Origin of the sequence: Paenibacillus zeirhizosphaerae (genome assembly GCF_030705605.1) — a bacterium.
GTDB classification, from domain to species: domain Bacteria; phylum Bacillota; class Bacilli; order Paenibacillales; family Paenibacillaceae; genus Paenibacillus; species Paenibacillus zeirhizosphaerae.
In genome coordinates this window covers 963967-978071 of the sequence record NZ_JAPCKK010000016.1, presented here as the reverse complement: position 1 = coordinate 978071, position 14105 = coordinate 963967, and the positions used below count along the sequence as shown (strand labels likewise).

Here is a 14105-nt window from a genome sequence, read left to right as displayed (position 1 = left end):
GCCCCCCTCAAGATGAGATTTCCCAGTATGTAAGACCCCTTGAAGACGACGAGGTAGATAGGCTGGGGGTGGAAGTGCAGCAATGCATGGAGCTGACCAGTACTAATCGGTCGAGGGCTTATCCTAAAGGTTCTAAAAGGCAATGAACGTTTCGGATCCAGTTTTCAGGGTGTAACCGCCTTGAAAGAAAGATGTTGCGAAGCAAGAATGTGGGTCCTTTCTGAGGATTGATATTTTCTTGCAGCGATTTCGAGAAGCGGAAGCTTCGAAAAATCATGTCTGGTGGCGATAGCGGAGGGGTTCCACGCGTACCCATCCCGAACACGACCGTTAAGCCCTCCAGCGCCGATGGTACTTGGACCGAAGGGTCCTGGGAGAGTAGGACGTTGCCAGGCAAAAGTAAACCACTGTTGTCATAAACAGTGGTTTTTTTTGTATTTGCTACTTCTTATCCTGCCCACTAAATCAGAAGGTTTTGTATTGTTCGGCCGTTTGATTATATTGCCAGCCCAAATGAATGGGTGTTTGAACTGTTTGCTTTACTCCTACTGCTTGTGTTAGACGTTGTAGCAGAAACACAGCCTCTTCGCGTGACAAGGCCTCTACGGGCTAAATTGGCCGTCTGAACCCATCATCAAATCTTTCTGTCCAGCCTTGCATACGGCAGAGGATGTCCAAGAAGCGCTATCACTGTCGTCCGTGTAAGCGCGGGTACAGGCAGAAGTAGCAGGAGTACTGGTCATCAGCCTGCTCCGCATCACAGCCGCCTCCTGACGAGTGACGGGCGACTTAGGCATAAAGGAGGATCCGCTTGTGCCTTTAATCATCCCTACAGGAAGCACAAAGAAGCCCCGTCTTTCTCAGGACAGGGCTTGATTATCGTCAAGGTAAGCGTCAGCTTTTTTTAGCATAAATAATACCGATGGTTTGAGGGCCGCAGTGGCTGCATATGACACAGCCTGCAGTCGCTAGAGCCACTTCAGCTCCTGTTTGCTCCTGAAGCCTTTTCTGTAGCTCTAGAGCATCCTCTTCAGCCAGGGCATGCACAACAATGACCAGTTCCAGATCCATATTGTCCTTTTGGCTCAGGGCGTTGCTCAGCATTTGATCAATGGCTTTTTCACGCTTTCCTCGCACTTTGTAGGCAGGCGTCATTTTTCCGTCTATAACCTTAATGACAGGCCGGATTTTGAGCAAGCTGCCAATCAAATTTTGCATGCCTGAGCATCTGCCGCCTTTATAAAGATATTCCAGGGTATCAATAACAAACTCGGTATCGATCCGAGGTCTGATTTCTTCCAGCACCTGCACGACCTCTTGAATGCCAAGACCGTTTCGCACTGCTTTCACGGCCTTCATGACCAGCAGTCCGATTCCACAGCTTAGGTTTTTGGAGTCTACTACATGGACTCTGCCTTCCGGAAATTCTCCGCCTGCCACACGTCCGTTCTGGTAGGTTGAAGAGAGATCCGAGGACAAACTTATATACAAAATATCCATTCCCTGATCTATATACGGGGAGAAATACTGAATAAAATCAGCCGGCGAAGGGGCAGCCGTTTTCGGTAACCTCCCTTCCCGGGAGACACGTTTGAATAATTGTTCAGGGATAATATCTACACCGTCCCGCAAGGATTCGTTCCCAAAAACGGTATAGAGGGGGACGATTCCGATTTCATATTGTTCAACCCATTGCCTGGGAAGGTCGCTTGTACTGTCTGTGAAAATTTTAATAGGATTCATAAATACTCCTCTCGCAATCTAGAAGTTTAAATATTTATTTTCCACAAAAAGCTCTGAAAAATCAAGCCAATCCACTCTATTGGAATTAGGGCTGCTTTCCTTGTACAATAAGCTAATCAGATCAAAAAATAAGGAGTTGTACAAATGCAGCGCAAATGGTTAATGATTGGTTCTTTAATGATGCTGCTTTCCGTAGCCATAGGGGCATTTGGCGCACATGCTCTTGGACCGCAGATCGGTGATGACAATCTATCGATCTATGAAACAGGCGTTAAATATCACATGATACATGCGGTGGGGCTACTGATTATAGCATTGGCGGCGGGTCAATGGGGAGCTTCGGCGAAGCTCAAATGGGCTGCAAGATTGCTGTTTACCGGTATTATCATATTTTCAGGAAGTCTGTACGTTCTCAGTATTACCAATATTCGTATTTTGGGAGCGATAACGCCGCTTGGTGGTGTATGTTTTATGGGCGGATGGCTGCTGCTTATGCTGGCTGCTGCCGGATTGAAGAAGGATTCATGAATAAAAAACCGTCTGCGGTAGCTGCGCAAACGGTTTTTTGTATTTTATATCGGACTAGGTGGGGAAAATCTCGTCTATTTCGTTCATTTTAAAGGTGTATACCTGCTTCTCATCCACATGATAGACACTCAGCGTACCGCTGTCCTGATCGTTATTAATAATCCGGCAAGGGATGCTGCGCTGTCCTCCATACCTGTTCACAACCAAGCGGACAAGCGAATTTTTCTGAATATAGGCATTAATCCATTCATGCATGCTGTTTGACTGATTCTCGGCTGATACTTTCGGTGATGTGTTACCTTGATGATTAGCTTTGTTTCCGTTTTGTGTCTTATTTTTGGTTTTTTGCCCATGCGGCAAGCTGTTGGCTGTATTAGCACTTTCACTCCATGCCTTTTTCTTTATTTCAAGAGCGGTTTCAATCAGTTTGCCTAATTCAATGCCAGAAATGACGCGGTAATCGGCAACCTGTTCAAAGCTGTTGAAAACTTCCATTAAGGATTGAAGCGCGACCGCATTGGAGCTGCCTTTGACTAAGACATCCACGTTAAATAAATAACTCGTTTCCTCTTTTGGCGTTACCTTGTCCATATTTCCTCCAGCCTTGAATTAGATCAATTTTTTAGATTCTCAATATATCATTAAATTATAATTCGGAATAGTCCCAATGTATCGATTTTACGAATTTTTAACATATAAAGCATGACTAAATGACTACACTGTCCACACCTGCACAAAGCAGATGCATACACTACAGCAAACGCCGTAGAAGGAGGTGTTTATTCAAGATGATTCATATGGGACCTATACAAATAGGAGAACATACCTTCATTGGTGTGGAAGTGAAGCTTCCTAAGACCACACTGATCTCCATATCGAACGCACGAGGGTATATTATGTGTGGAGCACTGGATGTCGGATTGCTGAATGAACGGCTTGCAGATCGCAAAATTATCGCCGCACGTGCTGTGGGAGTACGGACTCTTAAAGAACTGCTGGAAGCTCCTATGGAATCCGTTACAGCCGAGGCAGAGGCGCTCGGTATCCGGCCAGGATTACCAGGTTATGAGGCGCTTCTGAAAATGGTATGAACAACGGCACAGAATACAAGAAAATGTACAAAGATACCGGAGCCAGCGGCTCCGGTATCAGGACACAATGCTGTGCTTCCTTCAGCGGGATTCTTTAAATAAGGCGGCCAGATTATTCGAGTAGGGTGGCCGGACAATCCCTTTTTCGGTAATAATCGCTGTTACATATTCGTTCGGGGTTACGTCGAACGCCGGGTTGAACACTTTTACACCTTGTGGAGCGGTTCTTCTGCCAAAGCCTTCCGTAACTTCCTCAGCAGATCTTTCTTCGATAGGGATATCTGCGCCGGTCGGAGTGTTAAGATCAATGGTCGATAAAGGAGATGCCACATAAAAAGGAATACCATGTGCCTTGGCCAGTACAGCAACACTGTAAGTCCCGATTTTATTGGCTACATCCCCGTTGGCTGCGACGCGGTCCGTGCCTACAATGACAGCCTGAACCCATCCCTTGGACATGACCATGCCGGCCATGTTGTCACAGAGCAGCGTAACATCAATTCCGGCCTGCTGCAGCTCAAAAGCCGTCAGGCGTGCTCCCTGCAGAACAGGGCGTGTTTCGTCCGCAAACACCTTCAGGTGGATCCCGTTCTCATGTGCCAGATACATCGGGGCAAGAGCTGTCCCGTATTTGGCCGTGGCCAGTCCACCTGCATTACAGTGTGTCAGCACGCCCATACCATCTTCAAACAGCGGGAGGGCATGCTCTCCGATGCTTCTGCAGACCTGCTCATCTTCGGCCTGAATGGCTATGGCCTCTTGTTCGAGGCCTGCGTTCCAGTTTTCTACAGTGCCGGTCTGTACAAGCTCTTGAGCACGTTTCTTCATACGGTCCAGAGCCCAGAACAGGTTGACGGCGGTCGGACGGGAGGTGGCCAGATGGCCGCATACGGCCTGAACATGTTCGAGCCATTCCGTGGCCTCCGAAGCGCCATAAGCCTTCGCTCCGAGTACGACACCGTAAGCTGCCGCCATGCCGATGGCAGGCGCTCCGCGCACTTTCATGGCGTGAATCCCTTCCCATACCTCTTCAGGGGTGAATAAGTCCAGCATAACGATGGATTCGGGCAGTAGGCGCTGATCCAGCATGGCCAGACGGTCGCCTTTCCAAATCAGGGATACGGGAGCGCTAGTTTGTTCAATATGTTGATTCATAGGGTTTCACCTCTATCTGTGGCAGTGGTCCGGACGATATCGTCAATTGCAGCAATCGAGCTGATTTTTCTGCAGTTCAGGATCAAAGCTTTACCCACCGAGAGAGCCAGGCGCTGAGCACGTTCCCTTTGGGTCTCATCCGGAATGGTATCGATGTCCGCAACGTGGGATAGGCCTACGATGCGGCGGATCATTTTGGCACCAGCAAAGCCGACGGCATCCTGCAGCACTTTCTGAATGTACAAATCCTGATAGCCCGGTGCATGCGCTAGAGGATCGACAGCATGCTCGTCCCACAATTTGCGGAATTCCGCTTCGAATTTACTCCATACATCAAGTGAGGTTTGAAGAAGCCAGTTTTGATGACGGCGGCGGTCCGCCTCATCCGCCTTCCAGCCGATCTGGCCAGCAAGGTTAAGCAGCAGATTTGCGATAACGGCTCCGATATCAAAACCCATAGGACCGTAATAAGCGAACTCGGGATCAATCACCTTCGTGGACTCCTCCGTGATAAAAATACTGCCTGTATGCAGATCCCCATGCAGAAGAGCCTCGGTACGGGTCAAAAATTTCTCGCGCAGGAGTGCAACCTCCAGATGCAGGGCCGCATCTGTCCGCAGAGCTTCGGCTTCATCCTCGATGACAGCCGGGTAATTGTTATTGTCCGACAGCTTATAAGGGTCGTCAAAGATCAGATCCTCCGTAATTTTGCACAGATCCGGATTGATGAAGCGCTGAACCTGCTCCTTCTTTGCACGTGGATCCATGGCAAGATCGGAGGTGAAAAACAGGGTTCTGGCGATGAAGGCTCCAATATGATCCGCAAAATGCGGGAAAGTTTTGCCTTCAATCAAAGCGTGCCGCATAATGGTAAAGTCGCTGAGATCCTCCATAACCGTAACGGCCATTTCATCGTCATAGCTGTAAACCTCCGGCACTAGGTTGGAGCACAAGTGGTGCTGGATCTGAAGGGCCTCGCGTTCAATGCGCGCACGGTCCAGGCTAAGGGGCCACGATTCACCCACGACTTTCGCATAAGGCAGAGCCTGTTTGATTATAATACTCTTGCCTGATTCGGTATCTCGAATATGGAACACCAGATTCAGATTGCCGTCTCCGATTTCCCGGCAATCGAGCTCAGCTCCTTCCCGGAAAAAGCCGGGGATCGCTCTGGCGAGGACTATAGATTCTTCATTTGTTAATGGATGATAGGCAGACAAAGATGACACCTCCATAAATAATCGAAAACCAACTGGCTCACTTGGTATAGACAGTATAACGAAAATGGTCTAAATTTAATATAGCTTTTTTCATGAAAAGTGCGGGTCGGCTTGAAGGCGTCCAAAGAATTTTTGCCTGTTTCGCGTATTTTGCGGAAGGGTAAGAAAGAACTAGACGTCAGGCAGGCGAACAAAGGTGGCCCGCTGCGTCTTCTTGTTATGGCTACTCAAGGATCAACAGAATTACGAGTTCAGATCGGGTTCTGGATGTCCTACATTATTTTGATAAGGATGGGATGAACATGGCTAAAACAACAAAAAACACAGCAGGCACACAGGCGCAATCCGTAGAACAACTGCTTAACCGGCAGGTAGCCAACTTGAATGTACTCTATGTGAAACTGCATAACTACCACTGGTATGTCAAAGGATCGAACTTCTTTACTCTGCACACCAAATTCGAAGAGTTTTATGATGAAGCGACACTGAAAATGGACGAGGTGGCAGAGCGTCTTCTGACGCTCAAAGGCGAGCCTGCAGCAACGATGAAGGAGTATTTGGACCTGAGCTCTATTAATGAAGCTTCCGGAACGGAAGATGCCAACACAATGGTACAGACTCTTATTGAAGATTTTGCAACCTTGTGTGAAGAATTCCAGGAAGGCATCGAGCTGGCGGAGAAGGCAGAGGATCAGCCAACTGCGGATATGCTGACAGGCTTTAAGACAGATTTCGAAAAACATATGTGGATGCTGCGTTCCTACCTCGGCTAATCGCCTCTTCCCGTTCATTTGATTTTGCCAAGGGGGAACAGCGATGAATGAATCGGTAGTCGCTCTTAAAGAATGGGCTTCAGCCATCGGAGCCATGGAGAACGGGCGCCAGATTATGCTGATGCGTAAAGGCGGTATAGCGGAGGAAACCAGACATTTTCAATTGAAAAGCCACGCTTTTTACTTATATCCTACTTATGAACATCAGCGCAGAGAGCTGGTGAAAGAAGCGGACCGGCAGAGAATCGATGATTCACTGGATCATTGGCATCCCGCTAATACCACGGTTCAAATCCGGATCTATGCGGAAGCGGTCGAGGATATCGAGGTTCACGATCAGGATATGCTGAATCTTCTGCGGGAATATCATATGTGGACCGACGACTTTGCGGCCGAGCGGCTCAAATGGAAGCGAAAAGATCCTTTGCACATACTGCTGCTTCGCGTATATAAATTAAAGCAACCGATGGAAATAGATATCCGCTCTGAATACTTGGGGTGCAGATCATGGATTTCCATGGAAACCCATTCAATGCCGAGCGAAATGACGCCGGTGCTGGAGGATCGAGAATTTGAAGCGCAGGTACGTGAAATCAAAAAAGTATTAAAAGTTTGAACGAAAAAGGCTTGACTGATGAATTCGGTCAAGCCTTTTGGTTATTGGGATACACTATAACAAGCTGTTGATATACGGATCGTTTGCATTTACAAATATGAATATTATAAAATAACTTGAGAATCATTGAGAATCAGTTTAGAATGATTATAAATAAGCGAAGATCTAGTCAGAGGCTTACTCGAACAAGTAAATCGAAATCAGGTGGAAGCCTGTTCAGTATACTCTTTCTGATTTCTTTAATTGGCTGATGCAGAAGGTTGTCATTATTTTGCAAGCCGCTATTACGATAAACGGAGGGACACGACTACATGGCTACAAATTTCGTGATTGAAGGTCTGAAAGCGACCATTGAGGGTAAAGAGATTCTGAAAGGCATCAACCTGGAGATGAAAGGTGGAGAGATCCACGCGATCATGGGACCCAACGGAACAGGTAAAAGTACGCTGGCATCCGCATTGATGGGTCATCCAAAGTACGAAGTGACCGAGGGTAAGGTTCTTCTTGACGGTGAAGACGTGCTTGAGATGGAAGTAGACGAGCGTGCTCGCGCGGGGCTGTTTCTAGCTATGCAGTATCCGAGTGAAATAGCAGGCGTTACTAACTCCGACTTCTTACGCAGTGCCATTAATGCGCGCATGGAGGAAGGAAAAGAAATTTCGCTGATTAAATTTATCCGTCAGATGGAAGGCAAAATGAAGGAGCTGGAAATGAATCCTGAATTCGCGCACCGCTATCTGAACGAAGGTTTCTCCGGCGGTGAGAAGAAGCGTAACGAAATTTTGCAGATGATGTTGCTTGATCCGAAAATTGTCGTTCTGGACGAAATTGACTCCGGTCTTGATATCGATGCTTTGAGAATCGTGGCAAGCGGTGTGAACCAAATGCGTTCGGAAGATCGTGGGTTCCTCATTATTACTCACTACCAGCGCCTGTTGAATTACATCAAGCCTGACTTCGTTCATGTCATGATGCAGGGAAGAATCGTCAAATCCGGCGGACCTGAGCTTGCTGAGCGTCTTGAAGCGGAAGGTTATGAATGGGTTAAAGAGGAACTGGGAATCGTTGATGAAACAGTAGGCCAAGAGGCGTAAGCCGGAGCGGAGGGGATAACTGATGACAACACAAACAATGCTTCCGGTTGACTCTGAGCAGCTTCGCGCCTTGTCGGTTCAAAAAAACGAGCCTGCCTGGCTTAGCGAGCAAAGACTCCAAGCGCTGGAGCTTGCGGGCAAGCTGGAGCTTCCGGTATATGAAAAAACGAAAATCGACCGCTGGAATCTGAGCGGGTACGGTACGCATCAAGAGGTGCAGAAGCTGGCTTCGCTGAAGGATGCTCCAGCCTCCATATCCGAGCTAATCGAGAGTGAACAGAATAACGGCGGATTGATTATTCAGCATAATTCTGGCGTTATCTATACGCAGTTGAATGATGAGCTTGCGGCAAAAGGCGTCATTTTCACAGACCTGGAAACAGCTGCACGTGAACATGGCGAGCTGGTTCAGCGTTATCTTCATACGGCCGTAAAGACGGATGAAAACGCGATTTCCGCTCTCCACACAGCACTTTGGAACGGTGGCGTATTCCTGTACGTGCCGAAAAATGTTGAAATACAGGACATTCCGCTGCAGGCTGTCTTTTTGACTGATGATGCGTCCGCGACGTTTGTACCTCATGTTCTGATCGTGGTAGAAAGCAACAGCTCTGTCACTTATGTAGATAACTATGTTTCGGGAGATTTGTCTGCTCCTATGTTCCATAACGGGATTGTAGAAGTATTCGCCCAGGCGGGTGCCAAGGTGCGTTTCGCTTCTGTACATCAATTTGGAGAGGCGGCTACGGATATTTCCACACGCCGTGCCGTGCTGGATAACGATGCTTCCATCGAGTGGATCGTAGGCGAAATGAACGATGGCAACACGGCCAGCAATACGATGTCTGTTCTGAAGGGCAACGGATCTAACTCTGACGCGAAAGTGATTGCTGTCGGCTCGGGAAGCCAGAAACTGAACTATACGACACAAGCGCAGCATTTTGGCAAAAGCTCTGACAGTCAGATGATCACAAGAGCGGTTATGAGAGAAGAAGCTTCTGCGATCATTAACGGGATTACCAAAATTGAAAAGGGCGCTACGAAAGCGGACGGCCAGCAAACGGAACGGGTGCTGATGCTTAGCAGCAAAGCACGTGGGGATGCCAATCCGATTCTGTTGATTGATGAGGATGATGTTACCGCAGGTCATGCGGCTTCTGTCGGGCAGGTGAATCAGGAGCAAATTTATTACCTGATGTCCCGCGGTGTGAGCCGTACAGACGCTGAACGGCTGATCATTTACGGATTCCTTGCCCCTGTTGTTTCCGATATTCCGCTGGAAGCTTTGCAGCAGCAGTTGCAGCGTCTGGTGGAAAGGAAGTTGGGACAATGAATGTCGCACAAATACGTGAACAATTTCCGATTCTGAAGCAAGAGATTAACGGCCATCCGTTAATCTATCTCGATAATGCGGCCACTTCCCAGAAACCGGTCTCCGTCATCGAGGCTGTCAAACGTTATTATGAGTTTGACAACTCGAATGTTCATCGCGGAGTCCATACTCTGGGAAGTCGGGCAACTGACGCGTATGAAGGAGCACGTGAGAAGGTCGCACGTTTCATTAATGCCAAGCGCAGCCAGGAAATTATTTTTACGCGTGGCACTACAACGGCGCTGAATCTCGTAGCCTCTTCTTATGGAAGAGCGAACTGCAAGGAGGGGGATGAGATTGTCATCACCCAGGCAGAGCATCATAGCAATCTGATTCCGTGGCAGCAGTTGGCCAAGGCTACAGGCGCTACCTTGAAGTATCTCCCGCTGCAGGAGGACGGAAGCGTACGTCTGGCTGACGTGGAGCAGACTGTGACGGAACGTACCAAAATCGTATCGATTGCTTATGTATCCAACGTGCTCGGAGTTATACATCCAATCAAAGAAATGGCCGAGATTGCCCATCGGAACGGTGCTGTTATGGTCGTTGATGGAGCGCAGAGCACGCCGCATATGAAGGTGGATGTGCAGGATCTTGATTGCGATTTCTATGCGCTTTCCAGCCATAAAATGTGCGGTCCAACGGGCATTGGTGCCTTGTACGGTAAAAAGGCGCTTCTGGATGCCATGGAGCCGGTTGAATTCGGCGGCGAAATGATTGATGACGTCGGACTCTATGAGTCAACCTGGAAGGAGCTGCCGTGGAAATTCGAAGGCGGCACGCCTATTATTGCGGGCGCTGTTGGTCTAGGAGCAGCTATCGATTTTCTTCAAGATATCGGCATGGATGAAATTTCCGCTCATGAAAGCCGCCTTGCAGCTTATGCTATGAACCGGCTCAGTGAAGTGGAGGGACTTACCATCTATGGTCCGAAAGAACGGCATGTCGGATTGGTCACCTTTAACCTTGGTGATGTTCATCCGCATGATGTGGCCACGGTTCTTGACAGTAAGGGCATTGCGATCCGTGCAGGGCATCACTGCTGCCAGCCCCTGATGCGCTGGCTGAAAGTAAGTTCCACGGCACGAGCGAGCTTTTACCTGTATAATACAGAAGAAGAGATTGATTCATTGGTTAGCGCTCTAATTGAGACAAAGGAGTACTTTGGCGATGCAACTTGACGATCTGTACCGGCGCGTCATCATGGATCATTATAAAAATCCGCGAAATAAGGGGCGGTTTGACGACGATGCCGTTACGGTGGACTTGAATAACCCGACCTGCGGCGACAAGATTTCCTTACAGCTAAAATTGAAAGATGGATTGGTGGAAGACGCCCGATATACGGGCGAAGGCTGCTCCATTAGTATGTCGTCGGCTTCCATGATGACAGAGGCTGTTAAAGGCAAGTCTTTGGATGAGGCGCTTCAATTGGCGGACCGCTTTTCTTCCCTCATGAAGGGGGAACCTGCGGAGTTTGAAGAATATGAAGATATCGAAGCACTGTCCGGTGTGAATAAATTTCCTGCCCGCATTAAATGTGCAACACTTGCCTGGAATGCGCTGCGCAAGGGAATCGAGCATTGAGGATTAGGATTCGAAAATTTTTGCAGCAAAGCTGCAGTGGGAACAGCCGGAGATGCCGAAAGGTTGCCGGTTCCCATATAGAAGGGGTTGAACGAAATGGCGAAAAAGGCACCTGAGTTAGAAGAGTATAAGTATGGTTTTCGCGATGAACATAAAGCCATCTTCCAAACCGGCAAGGGTCTGACTCCGGAAATTGTCAAAGAAATTTCCAAGATCAAAGGCGAACCGGAGTGGATGCTGGAATTCCGGCTCAAATCGCTGAAGCAGTTTGAAAAAATGGCCACACCGCAGTGGGGTGGCGATCTGGAAGATCTGGATTTTAATGATATCCAGTACTATGTGCGTCCTTCCGAGAAGCAGGGCAAGACCTGGGAAGAGGTTCCGACCGAAATTAAAGAAACCTTCGACAAGCTGGGTATTCCTGAAGCAGAGCAAAAATTTCTGGCAGGGGTATCCGCACAATACGAGTCTGAGGTAGTCTATCACAACATGCAGAAAGACCTGGAAGATCAGGGCGTTATTTTTACAGATACGGATACGGCGCTTAGAGAGCATCCTGAAATTTTCAAGGAATACTTTGCGACTGTGGTGCCTCCGGCTGACAACAAGTTCGCTGCACTGAACAGTGCGGTATGGTCCGGTGGAAGCTTCATTTACGTTCCTAAAGGCGTGAAATGCGAAATTCCGCTGCAGGCGTATTTCCGGATCAACTCGGAGAATATGGGACAGTTTGAGCGTACGCTCATCATCGCGGACGAAGACAGCTTTGTTCACTATGTTGAAGGCTGTACAGCTCCGATCTACAGCACCAACTCCCTGCACAGCGCCGTAGTTGAGATTATCGCGAAGAAAAATGCACGTGTCCGCTATACCACCATTCAAAACTGGGCACCTAACATTTACAACCTGGTGACCAAACGGGCTGTTGCAGAAGAAAATGCAACGATGGAATGGGTTGACGGCAATATCGGCTCCAAGCTGACTATGAAATATCCGGCTGTTATCCTGAAAGGCCGTGGTGCGAAGGGTATGGTACTTTCCATTGCGGTAGCAGGTAAAGGCCAGCACCAGGATGCGGGCGCCAAAATGATTCACCTGGCACCTGATACAACGTCAACGATTGTGTCCAAATCCATCAGTAAGCATGGCGGTAAGGTCACTTATCGTGGTCTGGCATCCTTCGGACGTCAGGCGGAAGGCGCTAAGTCCAATATCAAATGTGATACGCTGATTCTGGACAATGAGTCCACTTCAGATACGATTCCATACAATGAAATCATGAATGACAACATTACCCTGGAGCATGAAGCTACAGTATCCAAGGTGTCCGAGGATCAGCTTTTCTATCTGATGAGCCGCGGCTTGTCTGAGGCGGAAGCGACCCAAATGATCGTTATGGGCTTTATCGAGCCGTTCACGAAGGAACTGCCGATGGAATATGCTGTTGAGATGAACCGTTTGATTAAGTTCGAAATGGAAGGAAGTATTGGGTAAACTTTGCTGCAACAAGGTTTTTAGAGTATTTACAAATCGTCGTGCCGATTTCGTGCCGATTCAGAAATTCTTTTTGTGTAGGAGGCGAACTTTTAAGTTCGCCTTCTTCTATTTTTTCAGTTACATCTAAGCCATACAATTACTTTCAGCTATCTAAAGAAACTCTTAATCTGATATTTATGGGGCTCCGACAACCTGAATATGTTTGGGGCGTGCGGATACATGTAAGCGCGGGGAAATCTCCCGATCGGTAAATAGAATATCTATTTCCTCAAGGTGCCCTACTTTGTAGGGATAATTAACATTTATTTTCGTGTGATCCGCCAGCAGGAACACCTGTCGCGCCCTGGACATCATTTTTTGCTTAATCAGGGCATCCTCCAAATTAGCGGCGGTAATTTCTCCATCATCGAGCCCGCAAGCCCCGGTGAAAAAACAATTTGCTCTGAACCGGTCAAGAGCGGCAAGTGCGTCGGTGCCGTAGACAAATTGTTCCTCAGGGTTAAAACGGCCCCCGGGTATTATAATCTCGGTGCGGGGAAGATTTCCGAAGCATTGGGCGATGTGAAGGGAGTGGGTCACTACGGTTAAGGATTTTTCGATTAAAAACTCGGCAAGCGCCGCAACGGACGTGGAAGAATCCATGAACAGAACATCTCCGTTCTGGACATACGATGCTGCGGCTTTCGCCAGTTTTCTTTTAGTGACCCCATTTTCCTCTTTGCGCTGGACGTAGGTTTGGATCGTTGCGGAAACCGCGCCGCCGCGGGTACGGGTGATTTTCCCCTGTTCTTCAAGCTTAACCAGGTCTCTTCTGGCCGTATCGCGTGATACCTGAAAAGTATCGCATATATCCTGAACCGTAACCAAAGCCATGGTGTTCGTCATTTCAACGATTTGCGAAAGCCTTTGAAGCTGATCCATTCATTTAACTCCTTGCCGGATGTGTTAAGCCGTGATTTCAATCCGGTTATTTTCCGGATCGAGCACCACGCTCTCGTAATACCCGTCACCGGTGGTGCGGGGGTCGCCGATAACTTGATACCCGTCCTTCCTTAACCGATGGGTTAAAGCGTCAACCTTTTCTTTCGCACCTACAGAGAAGGCTGCATGAATATAACCCAGGGTTTGGTGGTCGGGCGTGTTCCGGTGTGCTTCATTAACGGAAGGCTTCTGCATCAATTCAAGACGGCAGCCGCTGTCGAAGGTGATGAAATAGGATTCAAGGAGAGTCCGATCATTTCGGTATTTGTGGTTAGCGGATCCGCCAAAGTATTTAACGTAAAATTCCTTCATCTTCTCCAAATCAAGCACCCACATTGCTACATGCTCAATATGCATAGAAATCCACCTCAATCATAAGTGATATAGCTTATTATATAAGCTGTATCACTTACCGACAAGCTGTAATAGTTTGTTTTTCCAAGAATTT

Annotated in this window: 16 protein-coding genes, 2 rRNA genes and 1 pseudogene; 11 read left to right on the top strand and 8 right to left on the bottom strand. The window is 48.1% G+C overall.

Translation table 11 applies throughout. The features are described from left to right. Together OIN60_RS14290 and rrf are read left to right on the top strand one after the other, a co-directional pair. Positions 1 to 126, top strand: a 23S ribosomal RNA gene (locus tag OIN60_RS14290); the annotation flags it as partial. A gap of 152 nt (positions 127 to 278) precedes the next feature. Beyond that, positions 279 to 395: ribosomal RNA gene (gene rrf, locus OIN60_RS14285) — 5S ribosomal RNA — on the top strand. A 207-nt stretch (positions 396 to 602) separates the two neighbouring features. Here rrf and OIN60_RS14280 read toward each other — a convergent pair. The 3 genes and pseudogenes from OIN60_RS14280 to OIN60_RS14275 all read right to left on the bottom strand — a co-directional run bounded on the left by OIN60_RS14280 (position 603) and on the right by OIN60_RS14275 (position 1743). Then, the gene (locus OIN60_RS14280) at positions 603 to 758 is read right to left on the bottom strand and encodes a hypothetical protein (RefSeq protein WP_305755508.1); all 156 of its coding nucleotides are present in this window, start codon (positions 756 to 758) and stop codon (positions 603 to 605) included. A 6-nt stretch (positions 759 to 764) separates the two neighbouring features. Beyond that, a pseudogene (locus tag OIN60_RS22650) lies at positions 765 to 827 on the bottom strand (hypothetical protein); the annotation flags it as partial. A gap of 67 nt (positions 828 to 894) precedes the next feature. Beyond that, positions 895 to 1743, bottom strand: a complete 849-nt coding sequence (locus tag OIN60_RS14275) for a DegV family protein (protein ID WP_305755507.1) — start codon at positions 1741 to 1743, stop codon at positions 895 to 897. 144 nt (positions 1744 to 1887) lie between these two features. Here OIN60_RS14275 and OIN60_RS14270 point away from each other — a divergent pair, with 144 nt between their 5' ends. After that, a complete protein-coding gene (locus OIN60_RS14270) occupies positions 1888 to 2271 on the top strand; it encodes a DUF423 domain-containing protein (RefSeq protein ID WP_305755506.1) in 384 nt (127 codons plus the stop codon). Between the two features lie 54 nt (positions 2272 to 2325). Here OIN60_RS14270 and OIN60_RS14265 read toward each other — a convergent pair whose 3' ends face one another. Further along, positions 2326 to 2862, bottom strand: a complete 537-nt coding sequence (locus OIN60_RS14265; protein WP_305755505.1) for a hypothetical protein — start codon at positions 2860 to 2862, stop codon at positions 2326 to 2328. Positions 2863 to 3059: 197 nt separating this feature from the next. On the opposite strand from OIN60_RS14265, the gene OIN60_RS14260 reads away from it, so the two are divergent. Continuing rightward, positions 3060 to 3362 (top strand): YunC family protein, encoded by a 303-nt coding sequence (locus tag OIN60_RS14260; RefSeq protein ID WP_305755504.1) that lies wholly within the window; start codon positions 3060 to 3062, stop codon positions 3360 to 3362. 81 nt (positions 3363 to 3443) lie between these two features. Here the strand turns inward: OIN60_RS14260 and mtnA are convergent, their stop codons facing one another. Both mtnA and mtnK read right to left on the bottom strand, forming a co-directional pair. Continuing rightward, complete coding sequence (gene mtnA / locus OIN60_RS14255) at positions 3444 to 4517, bottom strand: S-methyl-5-thioribose-1-phosphate isomerase (RefSeq protein WP_305755503.1); 1074 nt, start codon at positions 4515 to 4517, stop codon at positions 3444 to 3446. Then, positions 4514 to 5737: an S-methyl-5-thioribose kinase gene (gene mtnK, locus OIN60_RS14250; protein ID WP_305755502.1), complete on the bottom strand. Its 1224-nt coding sequence runs from the start codon at positions 5735 to 5737 to the stop codon at positions 4514 to 4516. The genes mtnA and mtnK overlap by 4 nt, the downstream gene beginning before the upstream one ends. A 302-nt stretch (positions 5738 to 6039) precedes the next feature. Here mtnK and OIN60_RS14245 point away from each other — a divergent pair, with 302 nt between their 5' ends. From OIN60_RS14245 to sufB, 7 genes are all read left to right on the top strand, one after another. Continuing rightward, positions 6040 to 6510, top strand: coding sequence for a Dps family protein (locus OIN60_RS14245; protein WP_305755501.1), 471 nt, complete (start codon positions 6040 to 6042; stop codon positions 6508 to 6510). A gap of 43 nt (positions 6511 to 6553) precedes the next feature. Further along, the gene (locus tag OIN60_RS14240; RefSeq protein WP_305755500.1) at positions 6554 to 7126 is read left to right on the top strand and encodes a DUF1802 family protein; all 573 of its coding nucleotides are present in this window, start codon (positions 6554 to 6556) and stop codon (positions 7124 to 7126) included. Between the two features lie 311 nt (positions 7127 to 7437). Further along, positions 7438 to 8220, top strand: coding sequence for a Fe-S cluster assembly ATPase SufC (gene sufC / locus OIN60_RS14235; RefSeq protein WP_305755499.1), 783 nt, complete (start codon positions 7438 to 7440; stop codon positions 8218 to 8220). A 22-nt stretch (positions 8221 to 8242) separates the two neighbouring features. Continuing rightward, positions 8243 to 9553 (top strand): Fe-S cluster assembly protein SufD, encoded by a 1311-nt coding sequence (gene sufD, locus OIN60_RS14230; RefSeq protein WP_305755498.1) that lies wholly within the window; start codon positions 8243 to 8245, stop codon positions 9551 to 9553. Then, the gene (locus tag OIN60_RS14225) at positions 9550 to 10773 is read left to right on the top strand and encodes a cysteine desulfurase (RefSeq protein WP_305755497.1); all 1224 of its coding nucleotides are present in this window, start codon (positions 9550 to 9552) and stop codon (positions 10771 to 10773) included. The genes sufD and OIN60_RS14225 overlap by 4 nt, the downstream gene beginning before the upstream one ends. Next, positions 10763 to 11179, top strand: a complete 417-nt coding sequence (gene sufU / locus OIN60_RS14220) for a Fe-S cluster assembly sulfur transfer protein SufU (RefSeq protein WP_305755496.1) — start codon at positions 10763 to 10765, stop codon at positions 11177 to 11179. The genes OIN60_RS14225 and sufU overlap by 11 nt, the downstream gene beginning before the upstream one ends. 96 nt (positions 11180 to 11275) lie before the next feature. Then, positions 11276 to 12673 (top strand): Fe-S cluster assembly protein SufB, encoded by a 1398-nt coding sequence (gene sufB / locus OIN60_RS14215; RefSeq protein ID WP_305755495.1) that lies wholly within the window; start codon positions 11276 to 11278, stop codon positions 12671 to 12673. Between the two features lie 177 nt (positions 12674 to 12850). Here the strand turns inward: sufB and OIN60_RS14210 are convergent, their stop codons facing one another. Beyond that, positions 12851 to 13597, bottom strand: a complete 747-nt coding sequence (locus OIN60_RS14210) for a DeoR/GlpR family DNA-binding transcription regulator (protein ID WP_305755494.1) — start codon at positions 13595 to 13597, stop codon at positions 12851 to 12853. Positions 13598 to 13621: 24 nt separating this feature from the next. Beyond that, the gene (locus OIN60_RS14205; RefSeq protein WP_305755493.1) at positions 13622 to 14014 is read right to left on the bottom strand and encodes a VOC family protein; all 393 of its coding nucleotides are present in this window, start codon (positions 14012 to 14014) and stop codon (positions 13622 to 13624) included. Positions 14015 to 14105: the final 91 nt, after the last annotated feature.

Coding starts and splice junctions, on each gene's coding strand:
- mtnA (WP_305755503.1), bottom strand. CDS start 4,517: ATGAATCAACATATTGAACAAACTAGCGCTCCCGTATCCCTGATTTGG.
- OIN60_RS14260 (WP_305755504.1), top strand. CDS start 3,060: ATGATTCATATGGGACCTATACAAATAGGAGAACATACCTTCATTGGT.
- OIN60_RS14275 (WP_305755507.1), bottom strand. CDS start 1,743: ATGAATCCTATTAAAATTTTCACAGACAGTACAAGCGACCTTCCCAGG.
- OIN60_RS14265 (WP_305755505.1), bottom strand. CDS start 2,862: ATGGACAAGGTAACGCCAAAAGAGGAAACGAGTTATTTATTTAACGTG.
- sufC (WP_305755499.1), top strand. CDS start 7,438: ATGGCTACAAATTTCGTGATTGAAGGTCTGAAAGCGACCATTGAGGGT.
- sufU (WP_305755496.1), top strand. CDS start 10,763: ATGCAACTTGACGATCTGTACCGGCGCGTCATCATGGATCATTATAAA.
- OIN60_RS14210 (WP_305755494.1), bottom strand. CDS start 13,597: ATGGATCAGCTTCAAAGGCTTTCGCAAATCGTTGAAATGACGAACACC.
- OIN60_RS14280 (WP_305755508.1), bottom strand. CDS start 758: ATGCGGAGCAGGCTGATGACCAGTACTCCTGCTACTTCTGCCTGTACC.
- sufD (WP_305755498.1), top strand. CDS start 8,243: ATGACAACACAAACAATGCTTCCGGTTGACTCTGAGCAGCTTCGCGCC.
- sufB (WP_305755495.1), top strand. CDS start 11,276: ATGGCGAAAAAGGCACCTGAGTTAGAAGAGTATAAGTATGGTTTTCGC.
- OIN60_RS14270 (WP_305755506.1), top strand. CDS start 1,888: ATGCAGCGCAAATGGTTAATGATTGGTTCTTTAATGATGCTGCTTTCC.
- OIN60_RS14205 (WP_305755493.1), bottom strand. CDS start 14,014: ATGCATATTGAGCATGTAGCAATGTGGGTGCTTGATTTGGAGAAGATG.
- OIN60_RS14245 (WP_305755501.1), top strand. CDS start 6,040: ATGGCTAAAACAACAAAAAACACAGCAGGCACACAGGCGCAATCCGTA.
- OIN60_RS14240 (WP_305755500.1), top strand. CDS start 6,554: ATGAATGAATCGGTAGTCGCTCTTAAAGAATGGGCTTCAGCCATCGGA.
- OIN60_RS14225 (WP_305755497.1), top strand. CDS start 9,550: ATGAATGTCGCACAAATACGTGAACAATTTCCGATTCTGAAGCAAGAG.